This is a genomic window from Nocardia alba NBRC 108234, assembly GCF_001612665.1.
Taxonomy (GTDB): domain Bacteria; phylum Actinomycetota; class Actinomycetes; order Mycobacteriales; family Mycobacteriaceae; genus Nocardia; species Nocardia alba.
On sequence record NZ_BDAX01000047.1, the window covers coordinates 1 to 23,222 of the forward strand.

General features: G+C 62.2%; 19 protein-coding genes. 10 read left to right on the plus strand and 9 right to left on the minus strand.

Annotated features, from left to right (window positions below):
- Nucleotides 1-421: 421 nt before the first annotated feature.
- Complete coding sequence (locus NA12_RS31800) at nucleotides 422-2,176, minus strand: serine/threonine protein kinase (RefSeq protein WP_207905670.1); 1,755 nt, start codon at nucleotides 2,174-2,176, stop codon at nucleotides 422-424.
- A gap of 40 nt (nucleotides 2,177-2,216) precedes the next feature.
- Entirely contained in the window at nucleotides 2,217-2,369 is a 153-nt protein-coding gene (locus tag NA12_RS34365) for a ubiquitin family protein (protein WP_174551153.1), read from the minus strand.
- A 76-nt stretch (nucleotides 2,370-2,445) separates the two neighbouring features.
- Here NA12_RS34365 and NA12_RS31805 point away from each other — a divergent pair, with 76 nt between their 5' ends.
- The 3 genes from NA12_RS31805 (at nucleotide 2,446) to NA12_RS31815 (ending at nucleotide 4,869) form a co-directional block, all read left to right on the plus strand.
- Nucleotides 2,446-2,655 carry a hypothetical protein gene (locus tag NA12_RS31805; protein ID WP_067460150.1) on the plus strand — a complete coding sequence of 70 codons (210 nt, stop codon included), beginning with the start codon at nucleotides 2,446-2,448 and terminating at the stop codon, nucleotides 2,653-2,655.
- Between the two features lie 429 nt (nucleotides 2,656-3,084).
- Complete coding sequence (locus tag NA12_RS33995; protein WP_132370320.1) at nucleotides 3,085-3,393, plus strand: hypothetical protein; 309 nt, start codon at nucleotides 3,085-3,087, stop codon at nucleotides 3,391-3,393.
- A gap of 285 nt (nucleotides 3,394-3,678) precedes the next feature.
- The gene (locus NA12_RS31815) at nucleotides 3,679-4,869 is read left to right on the plus strand and encodes a DoxX family protein (RefSeq protein WP_132370318.1); all 1,191 of its coding nucleotides are present in this window, start codon (nucleotides 3,679-3,681) and stop codon (nucleotides 4,867-4,869) included.
- A 25-nt stretch (nucleotides 4,870-4,894) separates the two neighbouring features.
- On the opposite strand, the gene NA12_RS31820 is transcribed toward NA12_RS31815, so the two are convergent.
- Genes NA12_RS31820 through NA12_RS31830 form a run of 3 tightly spaced genes read right to left on the minus strand, consistent with a single transcriptional unit; the run spans nucleotide 4,895 to nucleotide 6,871 of the window.
- A complete protein-coding gene (locus NA12_RS31820) occupies nucleotides 4,895-5,110 on the minus strand; it encodes a MoaD/ThiS family protein (RefSeq protein ID WP_255284117.1) in 216 nt (71 codons plus the stop codon).
- Nucleotides 5,086-6,270: a WD40/YVTN/BNR-like repeat-containing protein gene (locus tag NA12_RS31825; protein ID WP_243655141.1), complete on the minus strand. Its 1,185-nt coding sequence runs from the start codon at nucleotides 6,268-6,270 to the stop codon at nucleotides 5,086-5,088. Before NA12_RS31825 ends, NA12_RS31820 begins: the two co-directional genes overlap by 25 nt.
- Before the next feature lie 43 nt (nucleotides 6,271-6,313).
- Nucleotides 6,314-6,871 (minus strand): hypothetical protein, encoded by a 558-nt coding sequence (locus NA12_RS31830; protein WP_132370316.1) that lies wholly within the window; start codon nucleotides 6,869-6,871, stop codon nucleotides 6,314-6,316.
- 452 nt (nucleotides 6,872-7,323) lie between these two features.
- Here NA12_RS31830 and NA12_RS34845 point away from each other — a divergent pair, with 452 nt between their 5' ends.
- From NA12_RS34845 to NA12_RS31860, 7 genes are all read left to right on the plus strand, one after another.
- On the plus strand, nucleotides 7,324-7,707 hold the full coding sequence (locus tag NA12_RS34845) for an ImmA/IrrE family metallo-endopeptidase (protein ID WP_243655146.1): 384 nt from the start codon (nucleotides 7,324-7,326) through the stop codon (nucleotides 7,705-7,707).
- Nucleotides 7,601-8,008: a hypothetical protein gene (locus NA12_RS34850; protein ID WP_243655140.1), complete on the plus strand. Its 408-nt coding sequence runs from the start codon at nucleotides 7,601-7,603 to the stop codon at nucleotides 8,006-8,008. The genes NA12_RS34845 and NA12_RS34850 overlap by 107 nt, the downstream gene beginning before the upstream one ends.
- Nucleotides 8,009-8,999: 991 nt before the next feature.
- Nucleotides 9,000-10,580 (plus strand): type I restriction-modification system subunit M, encoded by a 1,581-nt coding sequence (locus NA12_RS31840; protein WP_067460165.1) that lies wholly within the window; start codon nucleotides 9,000-9,002, stop codon nucleotides 10,578-10,580.
- On the plus strand, nucleotides 10,567-11,373 hold the full coding sequence (locus NA12_RS34000; RefSeq protein ID WP_132370314.1) for a hypothetical protein: 807 nt from the start codon (nucleotides 10,567-10,569) through the stop codon (nucleotides 11,371-11,373). The genes NA12_RS31840 and NA12_RS34000 overlap by 14 nt, the downstream gene beginning before the upstream one ends.
- A gap of 2 nt (nucleotides 11,374-11,375) precedes the next feature.
- Entirely contained in the window at nucleotides 11,376-12,614 is a 1,239-nt protein-coding gene (locus NA12_RS31845) for a restriction endonuclease subunit S (RefSeq protein WP_067460238.1), read from the plus strand.
- On the plus strand, nucleotides 12,611-15,721 hold the full coding sequence (locus NA12_RS31850) for a type I restriction endonuclease subunit R (RefSeq protein WP_067460168.1): 3,111 nt from the start codon (nucleotides 12,611-12,613) through the stop codon (nucleotides 15,719-15,721). The genes NA12_RS31845 and NA12_RS31850 overlap by 4 nt, the downstream gene beginning before the upstream one ends.
- A gap of 543 nt (nucleotides 15,722-16,264) precedes the next feature.
- Nucleotides 16,265-17,329 (plus strand): IS630 family transposase, encoded by a 1,065-nt coding sequence (locus NA12_RS31860; protein WP_067460174.1) that lies wholly within the window; start codon nucleotides 16,265-16,267, stop codon nucleotides 17,327-17,329.
- A 143-nt stretch (nucleotides 17,330-17,472) separates the two neighbouring features.
- On the opposite strand, the gene NA12_RS31865 is transcribed toward NA12_RS31860, so the two are convergent.
- The 4 genes from NA12_RS31865 to NA12_RS31880 all read right to left on the minus strand — a co-directional run bounded on the left by NA12_RS31865 (nucleotide 17,473) and on the right by NA12_RS31880 (nucleotide 23,128).
- Nucleotides 17,473-20,079, minus strand: coding sequence for a valine--tRNA ligase (locus NA12_RS31865; protein ID WP_067460241.1), 2,607 nt, complete (start codon nucleotides 20,077-20,079; stop codon nucleotides 17,473-17,475).
- Nucleotides 20,080-20,153: 74 nt separating this feature from the next.
- A complete protein-coding gene (locus tag NA12_RS31870; protein WP_067460177.1) occupies nucleotides 20,154-21,077 on the minus strand; it encodes a glycosyltransferase family 2 protein in 924 nt (307 codons plus the stop codon).
- Nucleotides 21,074-21,763: a class I SAM-dependent methyltransferase gene (locus tag NA12_RS31875; RefSeq protein ID WP_067460180.1), complete on the minus strand. Its 690-nt coding sequence runs from the start codon at nucleotides 21,761-21,763 to the stop codon at nucleotides 21,074-21,076. Before NA12_RS31875 ends, NA12_RS31870 begins: the two co-directional genes overlap by 4 nt.
- Before the next feature lie 9 nt (nucleotides 21,764-21,772).
- The gene (locus NA12_RS31880; protein WP_067460183.1) at nucleotides 21,773-23,128 is read right to left on the minus strand and encodes a hypothetical protein; all 1,356 of its coding nucleotides are present in this window, start codon (nucleotides 23,126-23,128) and stop codon (nucleotides 21,773-21,775) included.
- Nucleotides 23,129-23,222: the final 94 nt, after the last annotated feature.

The following is a 23,222-nucleotide window of genomic DNA, read 5'->3' on the forward strand; positions in this document are numbered from 1 at the left end:
ATTGGTTGAGGGCCTTTTTGCGTTCGGTGGCTACTAGAAGAATCGGCACGCAGATAGACGCGACGCGATCGACCGTCCACCGCTGACGCAGGATGCGGCCGCGGTGGCGATACCGCGCGGGCGGTATCGGGCGAGGATCAACAACAACGGATCGCCCGTAAGGGCGTTATCGAAACGCGTATCGAGACACTGGAATTCGAGCACAAACGGCTCACCGACTCGACTACACCGCTCGCACCTTCACCAATATCAACAACCGTCTCGCGGCGCATCCGACTCGGCGGGGCGATGCCGTGAAGGTGAAGTGGGGGAGCTGATCCCACCGACCCCAACGCGGCAGCGGTAGTCGACGCAGTGGGCAAGGGCTGTCGCGAATTGTCGGGCGGTCGACAGCCTTCGGCTTCGTGTGTCGACGAGACTCTCAGCGGGGAACTTTGTCGGTAATAGTGCCATCGGTGTCGGCGGCGAGATAGCCGCCGCCGTAGTCATCGCTGACGTAGACCAGCAGGGTCGGGCGGTCATCGTTGAACGTCCAGGCTGGCTCGATGATCAAGTAGCGGGCGGTCGGTGCGGGTACGCCGAGGTCACGTTCGGCGACGCGGAACAATTCGGGGACGGCGTCCCAGTTGAAGATGCCGAGTGCCACGGTGGGTTCGGACAGGTCGCCGCCGGGGCCGGTGCGGGTGGCGCGGCCGTCGCGGAAGGTGAACTCGTCGTACACGCTCGGGCGGGCGGCTACGGGTGCGCCGGTGGAGATGAACGTCGGATAGATCGTGGTTCTGGTGAATTGTTTACCGCCTGTAGCGGATTCGAGTGCGGTGAGCGCGGCGCGCAGGTTCTTGGGATCGTGCAGACTCGCGATCGGGGCCGTCGAAGGTCGTGAACCCGGGGTCGTGCTGAGTGGGGCCGCAAAGGGCGTCGGCGCGGTGGGAGAGGTGCCGACGGCTGACACCGCGCTGTCCGGGCGCAGAAGCAGTGCAGCTGTCAATGCGACGACCGCGGCGACCGTGCCCACCGCGGCGAAAATGCCCCATCGGCGGCCGGTCGGTGTGTGTTCGCGGAACATCACCCCACCTGCTGAGGCCGGCACAGGGGAGGCCGGTGTGGGCCATCCGGTCGTCGGCTGCCCCGACATCACACTCGCGGCTGGTTCCGGCCAAGTGGCTGGGTGGTTCGGTTGGCTCGATCCTGGCCACGGTGTCGCGAATGCCATTGGTGGGGTAGGGAATCGGGGATCGGAATGTATCGGTGAGGGTACGGCGCTGTGCGATCCGGACTGATGTGGCGGTCCCGCAATGCGGTGTTGTCCCGAGCTTGGAGGACGTACCGCGAAGTACGGTCCGCTCTGGCCGAGCGCGTTCCGTCCAGCGGCCTCGGCCAGCATGAAGTCGAGCTGTGCGGGGTCGGGCCGTCGCGCCGGATCCGTGACGAGCAACGCGCCCAACACCCCCGATAGCGGTCCAGCCCGCTGGGGCGTCGGCACCTGACCCCCGATCACGGCAGCCAGTGTCGCGACCGAGGACTCCCGGCGCATCGGCTGATGCCCCTCCACCGCGTAATACAGCACCAGCCCGAGCGACCAGAGGTCCGACGCCGGATTCCCTTCGATCCCCTGCAGCCGTTCCGGTGCGACGTAGTCCAGCGATCCGACCACGCTGCCCGTGGAGGTGAGCGCGGTCATCCCGTGGATAGCGGCGATCCCGAAGTCGGTGAGAACCGGCGAGCCGTCGTCGCGCACGATCACGTTGGCCGGCTTCACGTCGCGATGCAGCACGCCGACCGAGTGCGCGGCCCGCAGCGCTCCGAGAATTCCCCGTCCCAGCTCGGCGACCTGCGCCGGGGGCAACGAACCGGCCACCAGCACATCCGACAGCGCGCGGCCCCGCACCAGCTCCATCACGATCCACGGATGGTCGTACTGGTCGGAATCGACGATATGGTGCACGGCAACCACATTCGGATGCGCGATCCGCGCCAAGGCCCGTGCCTCCCGCAACACCCGCTCGCGATGGATGCCGGGGTCGGCGCCCGACTCGTCGAGATCGCGGACCTCCTTGAGCGCCACCTCGCGATGCAACGCGACGTCGTAGGCCCGCCACACGGTGCCCATGCCGCCTTTACCCAGCGGTTCGATCAATTCGAAACGCTGGTCGATCACTACTCGACCCGAACTCACCGGCTGAGTCTATGGTCCCGACAACGGTCGCGTCGCTTCGCTATCCGCCGGCGACCGACGGAATGATCATGACCTCGGTGCCCGCGTCCACCGCCGTCCCCAGACCGTCGAGTAGACGGCATTCGTCACCGTCGATGACGTCTTCCGCTGTCGGCGCGTCGTGCGATACGAGCCTCGGCCTGACCCTGGTCATGTGTTCGGCGCATTTTCAGCAGAATGCCGCGTCGTGCAATGCTTTCCGGTTCGCATCCGTACGAGAGGTTTCAATCATGCAGCGTTACCTGGCGCCTATCGCCGTCTCAGTCGTTCTGGTCGGTGTCACCGGGTGCGGGAGCGCCGATTCGCCGACCACCACCTCGGCCGGTGCCGCGCCGACGCCGGGTCTCGGCACTTCCTTCGCGTTCACCGACGCGTCCAACGGCGCGAAAGTGGGCGTCACTACGTTCACCGAAGTGCGCTCGCACCCGCGGAGTGCGTGACCGAGCTGCTTCCGGGCCGCGTCGCTTTGACGGTTCGCGCCCCAGGTCGAGAGCATCGGGATCAGTCGGATGTCGCAACCCGACCAGTGGCTGCTCAGTACTGTGGACCGCGCCGGAATCGCCCAGCGGACCGAGCACGCCATCCTCATTGACGACTGTTTCGAGTCGTACTCGTACAGCGAGTCTCCCAGGGCGGGAACCAAAGTCGAGGGCTGATCGGTGGTGCAAGCATTACCTGAAATGGTGGCGCTGCAGTTCGTTCCGTTGGTCCAAGAAGTCAGCGCTCCGATGGACGCGCCGCGTTTCATCACCTCGGCACCGGCACCGGCACAGATCACAATCGCACTCGCGACCGCTCCGGTACCCGCCACCGTAACGACTCGGCCGCCGACCTCCGCTCCACCGACTTCCGCCACCACCACGGAGTTCGTGCCCGAAAGCACCACCACCGCGGTCACTACTACCAAGATCGCACCAAAGAAGGCGACTCCCGCCGTCGGAGTCCCCTGCACCCCGCCCGGTGACAACTACGCCACCGCCGGTGACGGCAGCACCCTCAAATGCACCAAGGCGGGCGGGCCGAGTGCGAAATGGGTGCAATCAGCGCCGCTGCTCGGCACGCGTACCCCTGGTAGTCCCTGTGAGGTGGGCTCGGGAGTAGCGACGTCACCTGACGGTGAGGAAATGTTCTGCCTCGGCCAAGGGCCGGACAGCAATGTGTGGACTGTTCTGAATTGACGCGTGACCCGAATGCCTGGGGCAACGACTTTGCTGGATTTCCGAATCATGCTTGCTGCCATAGCGTTTCACCCGCACGGCTTTCGACCGTAGGAGTGATGGATGGTGACAGGGGTGTTGGCTCAGCGGGAGCCCATCGTCGACGTCGAACCGGAAGTCGTAAAGCGGTGGCATTCGGTTGTCCGAGTGCTCTTCCGGTTCGGGTTCGTTGTTCTCGGAATCGGGATGGCAGGGGTGTGGCTGCTGCACGCGTTGCTACGTACTTTCGGTGTGCCGCAGGAGACGGTGAGCGAGGTCGCCAAATGGACGGCGTTGCATCCATTCACAGACTGGGTCGGCACCCAAATCTTCGATGTGCGTATCGATTACACGGTCACTGGCAGTGGCGACACTGCTGCGAAGTGGGTGGCGGTCTTCACTCTGCTCCTGGTCGCTGTACCGGTCACCGCTGCCTGGTCGGTCATCGACCGGCGCCGCCCGAACTACGTGCGACTGTACGAGTGGTTCCGGCTGCTGTTGCGTATTTCCTTGGTCAGCGCTCTCTTGCTGTACGGGATGATCAAAGTGCTGCCGTCCCAGATGTCGTTCAACCTCGAGCGGCTGGTCGAACCGTTCGGCCATATGAGCCCGATGGCGGTGCTGTGGGCGCAGTCGTCGCTGTCGGAGCCGTATGAGATGGCATTGGGTGCGGCGGAAGTCGCTGCGGCGCTGCTGCTGATCCTGCCGGTGACCGCTGGGCTCGGGTCTGTGCTCGCCGTGATCGTGGCACTTCAGGTGCTGCTGATGAATCTCACCTTCGATGTGCCGGTGAAGCTGTTCGCCCTGCAATTGTTTCTGTACGTAGCGGTATTGGCCGCACCCGACATCGTGCGCATCGTTCGCGCCCTCCTCGGCCAGGCCGTAGAAGCTCGACCGCAGGTACCTCTGCTTTCCACACCACGCGGTGGCCGAATTCTTCTGACAGCCCAGGTACTGATGGGGGTATGGCTGCTCGGCGCGACTACCGTCGAGGCATACGACGGCTGGCACACCTACGGCAACGCTCGTCCCAAGTCACCGCTCTACGGCATCTGGAACGTCACCGTGTACTCGATTGGCAGCGAGGAAGTGCCCGCCTTGGTCGACTTCCGCGAATCACGGCCCAACGGCGGAATACCGAACGCCACCGACCGATTTCGCCGCATCATCTTCGACATCCCCCAGGGGATAACCATGCAGCTGCTCGACGATTCACTTGTCTCGTTCCCTGCCCGGATCGACACCGACCAACACGCCATCACGCTGTCGAAAGACACGACACACCAATGGAAGCTCGCGACATTCAGTTACGTTCAGCCACAACCGGATCGGCTGATCTTGGAGGGCTCGCTCGGCGGCCGACCGGTGCGAATGCAACTGGACCAGGTCGACCTCGCGCAGTACCCGGCTGTCTCACGAGGGTTCCAATGGGTGCAGGCCACGCCCTATTTCCGGTAAGCATCGTGCTCCAACAGAATACGGATCATCCACCGGCGACCGAAGGAATGATCATCACCTCGGTGCCCGCACCGACAGCAGTGTCCTGGCCGTTGAGCAGACGGCACTCGTCACCGTCGACATAGAAGTTCACGTACCGACGCAACGCCCCGCGCTCGTCGCGGAGTCGGCGTTCCAACCCGGGCGACCGTTCGCGCAGCGCATCGAGAACCTGCTTCAGAGTCGCACCGTCGACGTCCAATTCCTTGGCGCCGTCGACGTAGGTGCGGAGCGTGGAAGGCAGACAGACACGAGCCATCGCGCTAACCGATGACTGCGGCACGCACGCACAGCACGTCCGGCAGCTTGTCGGCCACGAGCTGCCAGTGGTCGCCTTCGTCTGCGCTGCAATACACTTCGCCGTTGCGGGTGCCGAAAAAAAATGCCGGTCGGGTCGGCGTCGTCGGCACACATGGCATCGCGCATGACCGCCGCCCAGAAGGGAACCTGCGGGAGCCCATCGTTCTGCTTCGACCATGTCTCGCCGCCGTCTTCGCTGCGATACACCGCGCAGGTGGCATCGGGCGGAAAGCGGAAGCGCTCCATGTCCGCGACCAGGGGGAAGGTGTAGATAACCCCGGGCTTACGCGGATGCGCGACGATCGGGAAGCCGAAGTTGGACGGCGGCAACCCACCGTCGATCGACTGCCAGCTCACGCCTGCGTCGGTACTCCTGAACACACCACCGTGGTTCTGCAGATACATGGTGCTCGGCGATTCAGCATCGAGGGCGACTTTGTGCACGCACTGTCCCCATTCCGGCAATTCGCCGGGCATGAAATCCGCGGTGACGCCTTTGTTCGTGGGCGTCCATGATTCGCCTCCGTCGGATGTCTGATACACCCCACCGGTGGACATGGCCACTGCCATCCGCTGCGTATCGACCGGATGCGGCAGCACGGTGTGCATGGCCAGCCCGCCACCGCCCGGCTCCCACCGCGGCCGATGAGGATGTTCCCACAAGCCCCTGACCAGATCGAACGTCCGGCCGCGATCAGTCGAGCGGAACAAGGCTGACGGTTCGACGCCCGCATACACGACATCCGGCTCAGCATCAGTTGCAGGCGTAATCTGCCAAACGCCGCCCAATGCGGCCCCGGTTTCCTCGGGAAACGCCAGCGGCGCGTCATCCGGCTCGCTCCACGTCTCCCCAAGGTCATCACTGACCACCAACGTGGGCCCGAAATGACTGTTCAACACCCCGGCGAGCACCCGCGGCGTCTCCTGCCGGGTATCAATCGCCAACGCCTTCACATCTGCCACCGGAAACTGCGGCGGCGACACCGTCCAACTGGCCCGCCCGTCCCGGCTACGAGCCAGAAACAAACCCTTACGTGTTCCGATTCCGAGCAGTACGTCCATCGCGAACCTCCGATTGGTCACCGCAACGCCGACATGCGTGACACTACGCCGCACCACCGACAGCGCCAGTGGGCTCCCGCGGGCCGAGCACTGTGGCGATGAAGCGCATCAATTGATTCTTATCGACGCCACTCGACTCCGCCCGGTTGATCGCGTTCAGCAGGAGGTGCGCGATACGGTCCGGCTGGTTGTCCCATTCATCCTTTTCGTAACCGAAGTCGACTGTGACCTCATAGTTTTCGCGAAGTTCCGCAGCGAGCACAGCTATTGCGTCCAGCTTTGTCGCGCCCGGACGCAGACAGTGCAGACCGGGTCCTGCGGAGTACCACCGGCATCCTTCCGGCGGCGCCCCGTCGGTAACCGCAGAGAGCCGCGAATCGTCGTTGTTCCAGTCGAAGAACAGCGTGAAGGCGTGCACTGGCGTGCCACTCGTATCGACGAGGACGAGGTCACCCGCGATCTCGTACCAGCGAGCGGGATCGATCAGCCTGGCGATGTCGAAAGTCGCGAAACGGATGTCCTCGACGACCACCTCCGCACCTTTAGGGCTACGGACCAGCCAGCCTCCCTCGATGGGAGCAATCGTTGCAGTCTCGGACATGGCTGCCATCGTCGCATGACGAAATCCTGGGCCTGCAAGCGTTGGGAATTTCCCGATATCGCAGGTCGGATCGTCAACATGGACGAGGAGCTGAGGGCGGTCGGGGAGCGGGGGTTCTCCTCACAGGAGCTCGCGCGTATCGCCGATGAGACCGGAGCTGATCTGCACTGGCTCGTCACCGGTGCGGTGGCTCCGAGGCGGGTCAGAATCGCGGCTCGGCACACATGGGATAGCAACCGCGGAGTGCGAGTCAATCCCGGACGGGCGCATGACGAGAAGCTCCTCGGCCAAGTGGTTCACGCGTACAACGCAGCCTTTCCTGACGGTCCTCCGCCGAGTAGGCCGCTGCCCGATGATCCCGCCGACATGCGGACCACGTTGGCGGGAGCTTTGTGCGGCAGTTCGGTTCGGTAGTGGAGTCGCGACTGGGAGTCGATGTGATCCGCCTGCCGATGCTCTCCACGGATTACTCGCTGACCATCGGTTCGCGCGCGATCATCGCGCTCGCCACCACTCCCAATTGGTTTCGGAGCAACTGGTCGTTGGCACACGAGCTCGCACATCTGGCGCTCGGTCATCACAACGGCGACCAGCTTCCCTGTGAGGCAGAAGAGCTTCCTGCCGACGAGTTCGCGGCGAACCCCTTGCTTCCGGAGGAGCTTGTTAGGCAGCATGATTGGCAGGCGATGGGGGAGCAAGGGGTTCGCGCGATTTCTGTGGGAGACGGGTGTGTCGACCATCGCGGTGAAGAATCGTTTGGCCAAGCTGAAGATTCGATACTCCACCGAGGTGGCCGTGGCGTTGAAGCGGTCAACCCCTGTTGCCGTTCGAGCTGACGCTGGTGCTGAGCAGGGCACTTTCGAGCGCCGAAGAGCGATCATTCTCCGGCAGCAGGAATCCTCAACTCGCGCAATGCCGCCGATCCTCGCCGAGGCGCTACAACGCCGGGTCGAAGACGGTGATGTCTCGCCCGAGCGCCTAGCATGGGTGCTGGACGTGTCCGTCGATGAGATCGACTTCCCTGAACCAGACGACAGTGCGGCGCTGACCCAGGCGTACGAGCAAGCTTTCGAGCACCGGCCGTCCCGAGCTGATCTGGAGGGCTGGCTCGCGGCGAATGGCAAGTCTGCCCGGTGAATCCAACCGAGATCTGCTGGGCCACGATCACAGACCGCCGAGAGGCGACACAACTCAAGGAATTCACCTGTACGACCTCGCGGCCGCGGAGCCCAGCCGACAGGAGTGGATCTGTCAGCTCTAACTGTTGTGGTGCATCAGGATTCGAGCCGTGGCCGGATGAGGGTCTCGATCATTGCGCCCTTCGATGCTGGGGGATGACGAAGCCGAAGGATCGACCCCATACTGGCATGTCGTTCGGCACCGATGACGAAGTCTTTGGGCTGGCCTCCGATGAGTTGTTCGCGCTCTCAGCGCACCCACACGACACGCGGAATCCAATCGTTACCAGCTAAGTAGAAAGCGGGGAAACCTCACATTTGGGCTTCGAGCTTTTCGAGAATGTGGTCTTACCGATGCCGCCGACGCCGTAGAAGACCAGGACATTGGTACGGGGGCTGACGAAGTCGTCGACCCGCACCGTGGACCGTGAGGCGACGTGGGCGCGGAGGCTGTCCACGACCGAAGCTTATTCGTCGTGGCGGTTGGCGATGACGTCGACGGCGGCGACGTCATCGCCACCGGAGCTGAACAATGAACGCAAGTCCGTAGACCCTGACGCCCCGTACCCCCAAGCCGATCGTGTACACCAGTCGGCGGTGGCCACGGACCGATCATACGGGGATGGGTGAGGGATCGTTGATCGTAATCGGCAGGTAGGCAATATCTTTCAATGGAGTGGACATCCAGGCGGCCGCCGACCCCGTACACGTGCCCTGCCGAGCCGTAGGCGTGGATCGGGCCCCGTCGGGGCCCCGTCGTCGCTGCGTTGTCCGTAGCCCGTACCGCACAGGGCGTCGCCTCAGCGTTCATGGTCTCCCGGGCCGCATCGCGGCTCCAGGCGTCCAGAGCTGGCGCGGCAGTCACGTCGTGTCGGCGGCCGCCGGTAGCCTGTGCCCACCACCTCACAGCAACGTAATCGCGCCGTGGCGCGGAGGAGAACAACTGCAACATGGCAACCACAACCAAAGAAGGACAGCGCGCCCAGCTGCATAAGACGATCTGGCGGATCGCGAACGATCTGCGTGGCAGCGTCGATGGGTGGGACTTCAAGTCCTACGTGCTGGGCATGCTCTTCTACCGGTACATCTCCGAGAACCTCACGGCCTACATCAACAAGGGTGAGCATGAGGCAGGTGACGAGTCGTTCGACTTCACTCGAATGTCCGACTCGGAAGCGGAGTTCGCTCGCGACGAGGTGGTCGCGGAGAAGGGCTTCTACATCCTGCCGTCCGACCTGTTTGCCAACGTTCGTAAGCGTGCAGCTGCCGACGAGAACCTCAACGAGACACTTGAGCGGGTGTTCAAGAATATCGAGGGTTCGGCGCTTGGCACCGACAGCGAGGACGACATCAAGGGCCTGTTCGATGACATCGACGTCAACAGCAACAAGCTGGGAGCGACCGTCGTCAAGCGCAACCAGAAGGTGGTGAAGCTGCTCGACGCAATTGGTGATCTGCCGCTGGGGCGGTTCGAGGACAACTCGATCGACTTGTTCGGCGACGCCTACGAGTATCTGATGCAGATGTACGCCGCCAACGCCGGCAAGTCCGGTGGTGAGTACTACACGCCGCAGGAGGTCTCCGAGCTGCTTGCGCGCATTGCCGTCGTCGGCAAGAAGCAGGTCAATAAGGTCTACGACCCAGCTGTCGGCTCAGGGTCACTGCTGCTGAAGTTCGACAAGGTGCTCGGCAAGAACAACGTGCGCCAGGGCTTCTACGGTCAGGAGATCAACCTGACCACGTACAACCTCGCGCGGATCAACATGTTCCTGCATGACGTGAACTACGCCGACTTCAACCTCGCGCACGGTGACACCCTGATCGACCCGCAGCATTGGGATGACGAGCCGTTTGAGGCGATCGTGTCCAACCCTCCGTACTCGATCAAGTGGGAGGGGGACGCGAACCCGCTCTTGATCAACGACGAGAGGTTCGCGCCCGCCGGCGTGCTGGCGCCGAAGTCGAAGGCGGATCTCGCCTTCACGATGCACATGCTCAGCTGGCTCGCTGTCAATGGGACGGCGGCCATCGTCGAGTTCCCTGGTGTGCTGTACCGCGGCGGAGCGGAGAAGAAGATCCGCAAGTACCTCGTCGACAACAACTACGTCGACGCGGTTATCCAGCTGCCGCCCGACTTGTTCTTCGGCACCACGATCGCGACCTGCATCTTGGTCCTGAAGAAGTCGAAGAAGACCAACGACGTGCTGTTCATCAACGCCTCTGGCGAGTGCCATCGTGTCGGCAACAAGAACAAGATGTTCGAAGAGCACCAGGGCAGGATCCTCAAGGCGTTCACAACGCGCGAGCCGGAGGACCATTTCACGAAACTCGTCAGCAACCAAGACATCGCCGCCAACGACTACAACATTGCCGTGTCGTCGTATGTGGAGGCCGAGGACACGCGCGAGGAAGTCGACATCACAGAGTTGAACGCAGAGATCGCGCGCATCGTGAAACGTCAGGCGGAGCTACGCACGTCGATCGACGAGATCGTGGCAGATCTGGAAGCAGGAGGATATGAGGTTGTCTGACCTCCTTTCCAAGGCGCCCGATGTTACGGCAGCTCAGGTTGAGGGCTTCCTTTCAGATCGCCCGCTCGGGTGGGGGAAGCACAAGAGGATTCGAGTTGGAAAAGTCATCCATAATTTTCATTGCCATGAATGCAGTGATGTGAGGCCATTCGAGTCGGCTGATGAGCTCTCATGTTTGGGTGTGGGGGACAATCAGGTCAGCATCGACGCGACTCTGCGTTGCATGGTATGTCGTTCATCGGTAGAGACCTGGTTCCTGGTTGCTTCGACTGGGCTGCTCCACCATAGAGCCCCAGAGGTTCGAGTCGAGAGATATACCGAGAACCTGAGGGACCGAGCCGAACGTGTCGATGTCGCTGCTGGCCCGTTCGCAGACCTTGTCAAGCGTGCATATCTCGCATACGAGAATGGTCTTGGTGCTGGTTCGGTGATCTACTTGCGCAAGATCTTCGAGAAGGTCACGTGGGAAGTCGCAGAGATATTGGGATTGGAGACCGTGAAACGGAACGGGAATCCGCGGCCATTCGCGGTCATTCTCGAAGAGGTTAACAGTGTTCGTAATATTATTCCCCAACGATTTTCAAGTGATGGATATCAGCTGTTTCGGGAGTTGAGCGGCATCATTCACGGTGATTCTAGTGAGGCTGAGGCACTTCAGAAATTTAAGCCATGCCTACAGTTGGTTCTTGGAGTCGTCGACGAAGTCAACCGGGACAACGTATTTGCTCAAGCAATTGACGAACTCGGCTGGAACATTGAAAACGTTGGTGCGCTTGCGGGTGAGGAGGTATGAGCATGAACCGCATAAACGAGCTGATCCAGGAGTTGTGTCCAGGGGGTGTGCCGTTCGAGCCACTTTCGGCAATCGGGCAGTGGTACGGTGGAGGTACGCCGTCGAAGACTAAGCCGGAGTATTGGTTGGATGGCTCGATCCCGTGGGTGTCGCCAAAAGACATGGGACGACGAATCGTCGATTCGTCAGTTGACACCATTACGGAGGCCGCAATCAGGGAGTCGGCGACGAAGCTCGTACCGCCGACCTCAGTTGCAATGGTTGTGCGTTCCAGCATCCTTGACCATACGTTCCCGACTGCACTCGTACCGGTGCCGGTCGCGCTCAATCAGGACATGAAGGCAGTTGTTCCGCGGAAGGATGTGCTTGCTGCATATCTGGCTCACACGCTGCGTGCTTGTGGGGCGGAGATTCTTCGGACGACAAGTAAGTCGGGTGGTTCGGTCACATCGATCAACAGCCCTCAGCTACTGGGATTTCGTATTCCCGTTCCGCCTCTCAAGGTGCAACAGGAGATCGTGCGAGTATTGGATAGGTTCACTGAGCTGGAGGCGGAGCTGGCCGCGGAGCTGGCCGCGGAGCGGGAGGCTCGACGCCGCCAGTACGCGTACTACAGAGATACACTGGTGCGCGATGGGGGATCCAAGCGCGCACGTCTCGCTGATCTTGGCACGTTCGTCCGAGGGCGCCGATTCACGAAGAGCGATGTTGTCGAGTCGGGGATCCCGAGCCTTCACTACGGCGAGATCTACACGGATTACGGTACGTGGGCGGACCGCGCCCTCCGCCAAGTCCGAGCCGAGCTTCGTGACCAGCTTCGATACGCGGAGCCCGGGAGTGTCGTGTTTGCCGGCGTCGGAGAGACTGTGGAGGACGTCGGGAAGGCTGTCGCCTGGCTCGGGAACGAGCCGATCGCGGCGCACGATGACACGTTCATCTTCGCGTCCGATCTCAACCCCACGTACGTTGCATACGCGGTCCAGACTGCCGACTTTCACAGGCAGAAGGAGCGCCATGTGGCGCGAGCGAAGGTCAAGCGGCTGTCCGCAGCGGGGCTCGGTGCGATCGAGATCCCTGTTCCGTCAATCCAGGAGCAGGAACGGATCGTCATGGTACTTGGCAGATTCCACGCCCTCGTTAACGACATCAGCATCGGCCTCCCTGCCGAGCTCAGCGCACGCCGCAAGCAGTACGCACACTATCGCGACCGTCTTCTGACGTTCAAGGATCTGGCAGAATGAGTGCGGCAAGCGTACGCAAGTTCGACCCGATCGCGATCTCCTCTGAGAGCACGGTCGTCGCGGAATATGTTCCGGAGCCTGCGAAGGCTTCGGCGTATCAGTCGGAGGCGGCGCTTGAACGCGAGATGATTCGCCTCTTCGAGACGCAGGCGTACGAGTACCTCCCCATCGCCAGCGAGGCGCAGCTAGTCGCGAACCTGCGTGCCCAGCTTGAGGCGCTCAACCACATAACGTTCAGCGACACGGAGTGGGAGACGTTCTTCTCGACCAAAATCGCCAGCCAGAACGATGGCATCGTTGAGAAGACGGTTCGTATCCAGGAGGACCACGTCCAGATCCTGAAGCGGGACGACGGGTCGACGAAGAACGTCACGCTGATCGACAAGAAGAATGTCCATAACAACGGCCTGCAAATCATAAACCAGTACGAGGTCGGGCAGGGTGAGGGCGGCGCGACCTATGCGAACCGCTACGACGTGACGGTCCTCGTCAACGGGTTGCCGATGGTGCACATCGAGCTCAAGCGTCGCGGCGTCGATATCCGCGAGGCATTCAATCAGATCAACCGCTACCAGCGCGACAGCTTCTGGGCTGGCTCGGGCCTATTCGAGTACGTGCAGCTGTTCGTAATCAGCAATGGCACATTGACGAAGTACTACTCGAATAGCACCCGCGCGAAGCGCCTGGACGAGGCCAAGAAGGCAAGGGGCACGGCCAAGGGGAAGCAGTCGAGCAACTCCTTCGAGTTCACGTCCTGGTGGGCAGACGCCAACAACAAACCCATTGCCGACCTCACGGCGTTCATCAAGACGTTCTTCGCCAAACACACCCTGCTCAACATCCTCACAAAGTATTGCGTTCTGACCGCAGACCGCGATCTACTGGTAATGCGCCCGTACCAGATAGTGGCGACGGAGCGGATCCTGCAGAAGATTGATATATCCACCAATTGCAAGAGACTGGGCACCGTCGATGCCGGTGGGTACGTCTGGCATACCACGGGCTCCGGCAAGACACTGACGTCGTTCAAGGCCGCGCAGCTGGCATCGAAGGTGCCCGATGTTGCCAAGGTGCTGTTCGTAGTCGATCGCAAGGACTTGGACTACCAGACCATGCGGGAGTACGACCGTTTCGAGAAGGGCGCGGCCAACTCGAACGCGTCGACAGCGATCCTGAAGAAGCAGCTGGAGGATCCGAACGCGCGGATCATCATTACGACGATCCAGAAGCTGTCGACGTTCATCAACGCAAACAAGGGCCACGAGGTGTTCTCGGGTCACGCGGTGATCATTTTCGACGAGTGTCACCGCTCGCAGTTCGGTGACATGCACACGGACATCACGCGGGCATTCAGGCGCTATAATCTGTTCGGTTTTACTGGCACACCGATCTTCGCGGCTAACTCCGGCAGTGGTGGCAACCTCCTATTGAAGACCACGGAACAGGCATTCGGCGACAAGCTGCACACCTACACGATCATGGATGCGATCACGGACAAGAACGTCCTGCCGTTCCGGATCGACTACATCAACACGTTCAAGGTCGGCAATCCTGACGACAAGCAGATCTCGGCGATCGACCGTGAGAAGGTGCTGCTCGATCCGCGCCGCATCAGCGATATCACTGCGTATGTCCTGGAGCATTTCGACCAGAAGACGAAGCGCCAGACCGGCTACGAGCATCTCGTTGTCACCAACGTGGCAGAGTCTACGCGCACACGACGCCGGGCAGAGGTGCTCAAGGAGCGAAAGCGCGTCCGTGGCTTCAATTCGCTGTTCGCTACCGCCTCGATCCAGGCGGCGCAGCGCTATTATCAGCAGTTCAAAATGCGGCAGGAGTCGCTCACGCCGGACAGGTGTCTCAAGGTCGGCATCATCTACTCCTACGGCGCCAACGAGGCTGCCGACGATGGCATCCTCGACGACGAGGCGTTCGACACCGATGGGCTGGCGGGCGACGCGCGCTTGTTCTTGGAAGGCGCGATCCAGGACTACAATGCGATGTTCGGCACGACCTACGACACCAGCGCAGACAAGTTCCAGAACTACTACAAGGACCTGTCGCAGCGAATTAAGAACCGCGAGATCGATCTTGTCATAGTGGTCAACATGTTCCTTACAGGCTTCGACGCGACGACGCTGAACACCCTGTTCGTCGACAAGAACCTGCGCATGCACGGCCTGATCCAGGCGTACTCGCGCACCAACCGCATCCTCAACTCGGTGAAGCGACATGGCAACGTGGTCGTCTTCCGTGGTCTTGAGGAAGAGACGAACGCGGCGCTGGAGTTGTTTGGTAACAAGGATGCGCAAGGCATCGTCGTCGTGCCCTCGTACGGCGAGTACTACGGCGAGTACTCAGGGAAAGTCACCGAGCTGCTGCAGTTGTTCCCCGCTGATGCGCCAATCGAAGGTGAGCAGGCACAGAAGGACTTCATCAACCTGTTCGGTGCCGTCCTTCGACTGCACAACATCCTGACTGAGTTCGATGACTTCGAAGGCCAGGACTTGCTGACGGAGCGCCAGCATCAGAATTACCGCAGCGTCTACCTCAACCTGTATGCGGAATTCCGCGCGACTACCGACGGGGAGAAAGAGCGCATCAACGAAGATGTTGTCTTCGAGATCGAGCTCGTCAAGCAGGTCGAGATCAACGTCGATTACATTCTGATGCTCGTCGAGAAGATGCGCTCCGAGCGAGGTGACGGCGAGAACAGGGAGATCCGCGCCCAGATCTCACGCGCCGTCGATGCCAGCCCTAGTCTGCGTAGCAAACGCGACTTGGTCGAGGATTTCGTCGACTCTCTGTCTGTGGACAGCGCTGTGGATGAACAGTGGCAGGCATACATCGATGCCAAGCGCGACGCTGAGCTGGCAGTGATAATTGAGGAGCAGAAGCTCAAGCCCGATAAGACCCGTGCATTTATAGAAGCAGCATTCCGAGACGGGCAGGTCCGCACCACAGGCACGGAGATCACGAAGATCCTCCCGCCGGTCTCACGCTTCAATCGCGAGTCCGGCCACAGTGACAAGAAAAAGCGCGTCGTCGAGACACTGGTGTGGTTCTTCGAGCGGTATTTTGGACTGGCTTCCGACGGAGGTGCGTAGAAAGAAGAGCCCGATCAACCCAATCTTACGGGAAGGCGCATGAGCCACCGGATCGCCAACCAAACGGGTGAGCGTCCGGCCTGACGTGCAGGGCACAACCCCATTTGGTGCCTCGCCCGTAGTTTCTCGGTGTGGTGGCCGATAGCGGCTTCGGCGGCCGTAGGCATGTCGGATCGACGATTCACGAGTTCTCCGGGGCATGGCGCCTCAGAAACTTGGTGATCTGAGTGTGTCGGACCGGAGGCGATGCTGCAGCAGAACTCAAGTTCTGTTGGTAATGTCGAGCCAAGGAGACCAGCTCGGCGTCCTCGAATGTCAGATACCAGTCGTACGCCGAGAACCTGCCGGGCCAGGGTTCGACGTTGAAATGATCCTCCATGTGAGTCACCCCTGAGAACGCCGATTAATCATCGCTTCTGATCGCACCGGCGTCAGTAAGAGAAGCCGGTAGCTCGGAGGAAAGGGCTCGCGTTTCAAGACTTTCCATCCTAGTGGAGTGATTCCAAAGTTGTTGGGCAGTATGTGGTCTGGTTGAATCGGTGCGTGCGAGCCGCCCCTCTGGTGTTGCGTGGTGGTGACCGAGAGATCCTGCAGGCCTGGATTCGGTCGACGACGATGAAGTCCGGACTCGTCTTACGAGCCCGGATCATCACCCTGGCCGCCGATGGTGTGGCCCATGCCGAGATCGCCCGCAGGTTCGATATCTCGCGGCAGACCGTGATCAACTGGCGGTCCCGCTACCTCGCCCTCGGGCTCGACGGGTTGCATGACGAGCACCGATCGGGGCGGCCGCGGACCCTGGACCGGGACAAACTGATCACCACAACCTTGACCCCTCCGCCCCGCAAATACGGTGTCACACACTGGAGTTCGCGACTGCTGGCCGATCACCTCGGTATCGCGCACGGCACCGTGTCGAAGGTATGGAGTGAGTACGGGGTGCAACCGTGGCGGTCGGAGACGTTCAAGTTCTCCACCGATCCGCAACTGGCCGGCAAGGTCACCGACATCGTCGGGCTCTACCTGAACCCACCAGAGAACGCGATCGTGCTCTGTGTCGACGAGAAATCCCAGATCCAGGCGCTGGACCGGACCGCACCGACGTTGCCGATGCAGATCGGGGTCCCCGAACGCCAAACCCACGACTACATCCGCAACGGCACCACCACCCTGTTCGCGGCGCTGGAAATCGCCACCGGCAAGGTCACCGGCGTCTGCAAGCCCCGCCATCGCCACCAGGAGTTTCTCGCTTTCCTCCGCCATGTCGCCCGCGCCTATCCCCACGGTGAGCTCCACCTGGTGATGGACAACTACGCCGCCCACAAGAAGGCCGAGGTCCGCGACTGGCTCGCCGAAAACCCCCGTATCCGGGTGCATTTCACCCCGACGTCGGCCTCGTGGATGAACCTGGTCGAGGTGTGGTTCGGCATCATCGAACGCCAAGCCATCCACCGCGGCACCTTCCGCAACGTCCGCGAGCTGACGACCAAGATCCGCGAGTTCATCAACGGCTGGAACCCACGAGCGAAGCCCTTCGTCTGGACCAAGACCGCTGAGCAGATCCTGGCCAAGGCTGACCGCCGAAGAACTTCAAATACGGCCCACTAGTTACACGCTCGGCGGTGAACCTGCTCGGACCAAACTCGGTCCCGGTATGAAAATGTCAGATTTGGGTGCCGCGAGGCCCGCTGTCCTGTGTTGTGACGAGGGTACGGCCAGACAGTGTCCGGGCCTCGCGGTCGGTCGAAGGGCTATCCGAGCAGCACGGTGAGTTGCTCGCGGATTCGCTGGGCGTCCAGCTCGGCGTTCTGGTGACGGGTGCGGATACCGGCGACGATGTCATCGGGCGCTTTGGCGAGGAAGCTGTCGTTGCTCAGCTTCTTAGCCGCAGCCTCGACTTCTCTGACGGCGCCGGCGAGATCCTTTTCGAGGCGACGCTTCTCGGCATCGATGTCGATCGCTTGCGACAAGTCGAGACTGATCCGTGAGTCGCCTATGGGCAGTGCCGCGGTCGAGTGGAAGTGGGTTGTCGGGGGATCGAGGCGCAGTAGTTGCCGGATTGCCGGTTCGTGGCCCGCCATGGCGTCGGTGAGGGTGAGTTCGGCGGGCACTCGCTGGCTGGTTCGTACACCCTGCTCGGACCGGAACCGCCGAACTTCGGTCACGAGCTGCTGCAACTGAGCCACCGTAGCCTCGGAGGCCGGGTCCCGGAAGCCCGAATCTTGCGGCCAATCGGCGATCACGACCGATTCACCACCGGTGAGGATGGTCCACAGCTTCTCGGTGACGAACGGCACGAGCGGGTGCAGCAGCCGCAGCAGTGTGTCGAGCACGTGTCCGAGGACCCGACGCGATACCTCTGCGGCTGGCCCGCCTTGGGCGAATACGGCTTTGGACAGTTCAAGGTACCAGTCGAAGGTTTCGTCCCAGGCGAAGTGGTACAGCAGGTCGGACAGTTTCGCGAATTGGTAGTCCTCGTAGTAGCCGTCGGCCTCGGCGATCACGACGTTGAGGCGCGACAGAATCCAACGGTCGGTGACTGAGAGGTTGTCGACCGGCGGCAGTAGCCCGGCGGTGGTTGCACCGTTGAGGAGTGCGAATCTGCTTGCGTTCCACAGCTTCGTGGTGAAGTTGCGGCTGCCAGCAACGGACTCTTCCGCGATCGGTGCGTCGGTGCCGGGGTTGGCGGCGCGTGCGAGGGCGAAGCGGAGTGCGTCGGTGCCGTAGGAGTCCATCCACTCGATCGGATCGACCACGTTCCCGAACGACTTGGACATCTTCTTGCCGTGCTTGTCGCGGACCATGCCGTGCAGGGCGATCTCAGTGAACGGTGGCTGCCCTGTGGCGTAGAGACCGAACATCATCATCCGGGCGATCCAAAAGAACAGCAGGTCATACCCTGTGAACAGCACGCTGTTCGGGTAGAACTTCGCCAGGGCGTCGGTCTGGTCGGGCCAGCCCATGGTCGAGAACGGCCATAGTGCCGAGGAGAACCAGGTGTCGAGGACGTCGGGATCCGATGTCCAACCATCCGGGGCGGTCTCGTCAGCGCCGACGCACCTGGTTTCGCCGGTCGGGCTGTACCAGATCGGGACGCGGTGTCCCCACCACAGCTGGCGGGAGATGTTCCAGTCGCGCAGGTTGTCGACCCAGTCGAAGTAGCGGCCAGCCAACTCGGGCGGATGGATGGCGACGTGCCCGTCACGAACGGCGTCACCGGCAGCCTTGGCCAGCGGCGCGACCTTGACCCACCACTGCATCGACAGGCGCGGCTCGATCACCGTGCCGCAGCGCGAGCAGTGCCCAACAGCGTGCGAGTAGGGGCGCTTCTCCGCGACGATCCGTCCATCGGCTCGCAACGCGGCGACGACGGCGCTGCGCGCTTCGAGACGATCGAGCCCTTGGAACGGGCCAGGGGCGGTGATGATCGCGTGGTCGTCCATCACCGTGAGCGAGGGCAGGTCGTGGCGTTGGCCGATCTCGAAGTCGTTGGGATCGTGGGCGGGAGTGACTTTCACCGCGCCGGAACCGAACTCGGGATCGACGTGCTCGTCGGCGACTACGGGGATACGGCGGCCGGTCAGCGGCAGCTCGATCTCGCGACCGACGAGGTGGCTGTATCGGGGGTCGTCGGGGTGCACGGCCACGGCGGTGTCACCGAGCATCGTTTCGGCGCGGGTGGTCGCGACAACGATCTGGTCATCGCCCTCGCCGTAGCGGATCGAGACCAGTTCGCCGTCGAGGTCCTTGTGGTCGACCTCGATATCGGAGATCGCGGTCGCGCAGCGCGGGCACCAGTTGATGATGCGTTCGGCCCGGTAGATGAGGTCGTCGTCGTAGAGGCGTTTGAAGATCGTCTGGACGGCGCGCGAGAGCCCCTCGTCCATGGTGAACCGCTCGCGGTCCCAGTCGACGCCGTCGCCGAGGCGACGCATCTGATCGGAGATGGCGCCACCGGACTCGGCTTTCCACTGCCAGACACGCTGCTCGAACGCTTCGCGGCCGAGATCGTGGCGGGAGAGGCCCTCTTTGGCGAGTTCGCGTTCGACCACGTTCTGGGTGGCGATGCCCGCGTGGTCCATACCGGGTTGCCACAGGGTCTCGAAGCCTTGCATGCGTTTGCGGCGGGTGATCGCGTCGATCTGGGTGTGCTCGTAGGCATGGCCCATATGCAGGCGGCCGGTGACGTTAGGGGGCGGGATGACGACGGTGTAGGCGGGTTTGTCGCTGGTCTCGTCGGCTTTGAAGTAGCCGTTGGCTACCCACCGTACATACAGCTCACCCTCTAGTTCTACCGGTACGAAAGTCGTCGGCAGGGTTGTGGGGTCGGCGCTGTCGGGGCGGTGGGTATCGGTCACAGTCGCCCAGCATATTGCCTGCCCATCGCTGGTCTCCTCGGTGCCGGTGGGAGGTGGCGTCGCATTCGTGTCGGTCATGGGATTCCCAGAACGTCGACAGGACTGCCGAGGGTGGCTTTGCGACCTCGAACCAGCGTCAGGGCTTGGTCGAGGTCGGCGGCGGCCATGTGCAGCAGGTCGGTCAACCGGTCGGGTTTGCTAGCGCAGACGAACGCTGCCACTTCGGCGGAAGGGCGATCGTCGCCGAGGACCGCATGGAAGTAGTCGAGGTTCTTCTCGACCACGAGGCGCACTGATTCCAGTTCATCGACCTGGGCGGCGGACAGACGGGCGAAACGGCTGTGAACGCGGTACCCGTGGAACGGGCGCGGTATGCAGCTGATCTCGTTCGTTTCGCCGCGCCGGTGGCGGGCGGCGAGGAGGCTGATCGCGAACGCCCAGTCCTGCCATTTGCGGACTTCCCGGTTATATCCGCCCGCGGCGAGGGCATCGGCGCGCCGGTAGACGATCGACATCGGTGCGTGGTGTTTGCGGACCAGCAGCTCTTCACGGCAGGGATAGGCCGAGATCGTTAGCCCGTTGAACGCGCCGAACATCTGCGAGTAGGTGTGGATGAACGCTAGGTGCGGTGAGGAGGCCAGGAGCTGGACCGCTTGTTCGGGGTAGCTGCCGTTTACGAGGAGGGCTGGATCGGTGGACAGCCGGTCGTCGGAGTCCAGTGGCAGGACGTAGGGGTAGCGGGCAATGTCGAGGCCGACGTTGCGGGCGGCTTGGGCGCCACCGTTAGCGCCTTGCCGCACGACGCGGACATCGGGGAACTCGCGGCAAGCGTCGATGCTGGTCAGCGTTTCTGGGTCGTCGCTGCCATCATCGACCACGATGATCTCAAGCGGATTCGACATCGGTTGTCGCGCAACAGAGTCGACCGCCTCCAGAACGAACTGTCCGCTGTTGTAGCAAGGCACGATGACCGTGAGGCCGAGCGGGTGTTTTCTCATCGACGGGGCTCATGGTCGGTGGTGCGGTGCCCGTGGACAGTGATCCTGTTGGCTTCGAAATAGTTGTGGGCAGAGTCGGTATTGCGTTCGCGGTGTCGGGTCAAGCTCATGTGGCAGTTCCATCCGGTGTAGAGGCGTTCGATCGTGGTGCGGAAGGTGTCGGCGGTGTAGGCGGCTTCGTCCTCGATCAACACTCGACGTCCTTGCCGGTCGGTGCGGATGATGTCGGTGAACACCTCGAGGAAATGCCCTGTGCCGATCGGGGCACGCTGGATGCAGCGAGTCAGGGTCTCGCGGACTTGATCCTGGCGCAGGTAGTGCAGGACATCTTTGGCGACGACCACGCCGAATTGCCTTTCGACGGAGAAGTTTTCGATCCTCTGCTGGACCACATTGATCCGGTCGGCCAGGTCCGCGAGCCCCGCTAGCCGTGAACGCAGGATCTGGGTCGGGACCTGGTCGACGGCCACGACTTCGAAGCCGGCTCGGGCCAAGGCCACGGCGTAGGTGCCTCTGCCGTAGCCGAGGTCGAGGGCGGTTCGAGGAGCCCGGACGTCGATAGCGTTCAGGAATTCGGCGAACCTGTCGGAAACCGGTGCCGATAGCCGCTCCGCGGTCGGCGCTTCACTGGCCAGTGCCGCGAGATAGAAGGCGGTGACGTCTTTTTGAGAGCGTGCTAGGTACACGTGTGGTTCCTAGAATCCGTCGACTTCGACGATTTGGCCAGGGATGCGCAGCGATAGGGCGAGAGCTTCGGTGACACGCATCGGCAGGTAGTGGTCCTGCAGTCGGCTGCGGGTTTCCGTGCCGCGCAACCAGTTCTGCATCAAGGCTCGGTTACTATCGCTGTGGAAGAGGCCGTCGAAAGTCTCACGCGAGACGTACTCATCGTCGGTGAGCAACGAGGCATTGGCGCGGGTGAGGATCTCCGCGACCGCGCCTATCTTGTCGGCATCGGGCCCGCGCGGGACGTCGTAGCAGTGGATGTGCACCGAGTACAGCGTCGAGAGCTGCGCTTCCAAGTCGACGCTGCTGGTCCGGCCGTTCTTGTTGTACACCCCGTCAGGGAAGGCTCGCCAGCTCCGAATCGACGGTGTCGTCTGCTCGAAAGACAGAGTGCCCAGGGTGATCGTGGTATCGCTTTCGGCGTCGATCAGTCGGAACGTGGAGGTGATGTCGGTTTCGCCGTAGCGGCGCGGTTCACGTGCCAGCGCAGCGCATTTCGAGTGTCCGCCGAGCATCTTCGTTGCCGGGGCAGACACTCGCTGGCCTTGGTCCGCGGGAAAAGCGTCGAAGGAGCACACCTGCAATCGCAGCGGCCGGCCCCGGAAAAGCGGCTTGTTGAGCGCGAGCACCTGGACCGCGAGGTCGACGTAGTGGTAGCTGCCGTGCATCAACATCCCGTACCCATGACGGTACGGGTGGTCATCACGGGTCACGAACTCGTGTGACAGATTCCAGACTCCGCCGGCGGCCCGCAGATGGAATGAGGTCAGTGGGGCCTTCCACGCGAGCATCCGATCGCGTAGCGGCTGGATGAGGCGGTCGTTGTAGATGCTGTGGTAGCGGCTCAAGGTCATCACCGAGTGCCGCGCTGTCCTTCCTGAGGCGTCGGCGATCAGCTCGGCCATGGTGGTAGAGATCAGTGCGGGTTCGAACGCTCCATCGATCATCGGAGCCAGAACCGGTTTCTCTACCAGCGAGTTGATTCCTTCCGCTACGCACCGGCGCAGATATTGCTCGTGCGAGCCGACCTCGGTGGCGATGTAGGCCAGCATCGGCAGGCCAGGCAGCCGCAGGAAACGCAGCGCTGTCTGGGCTGTTTCCAGAGCCAGTGCGGGGTCGCCCCGATCGGACTGGACGAAGAACTTCGTGCGCGGCTGCGGGTCCGCGCCGACAAGCCGCGCTTCGACGACCTCTCGCTCGGATTCGAGGTCTATCAGCGACCAGGAATCGAGGTGGCCCTCAGCGATCGCGTCCCGAATGACGGGCATGTACTTGTTGCGAACGATCTCGTCGTAGCCGATAACGACCAGTTGGTGGATGCTCATCGAGTCCTCCGTTGTCATGTGCCGGATCGCGGTGTCTGCCGCGGCGCGAGCGGTTGAGATGCTGGACGCGGCTTCGTTATATAGAGATGTGCCA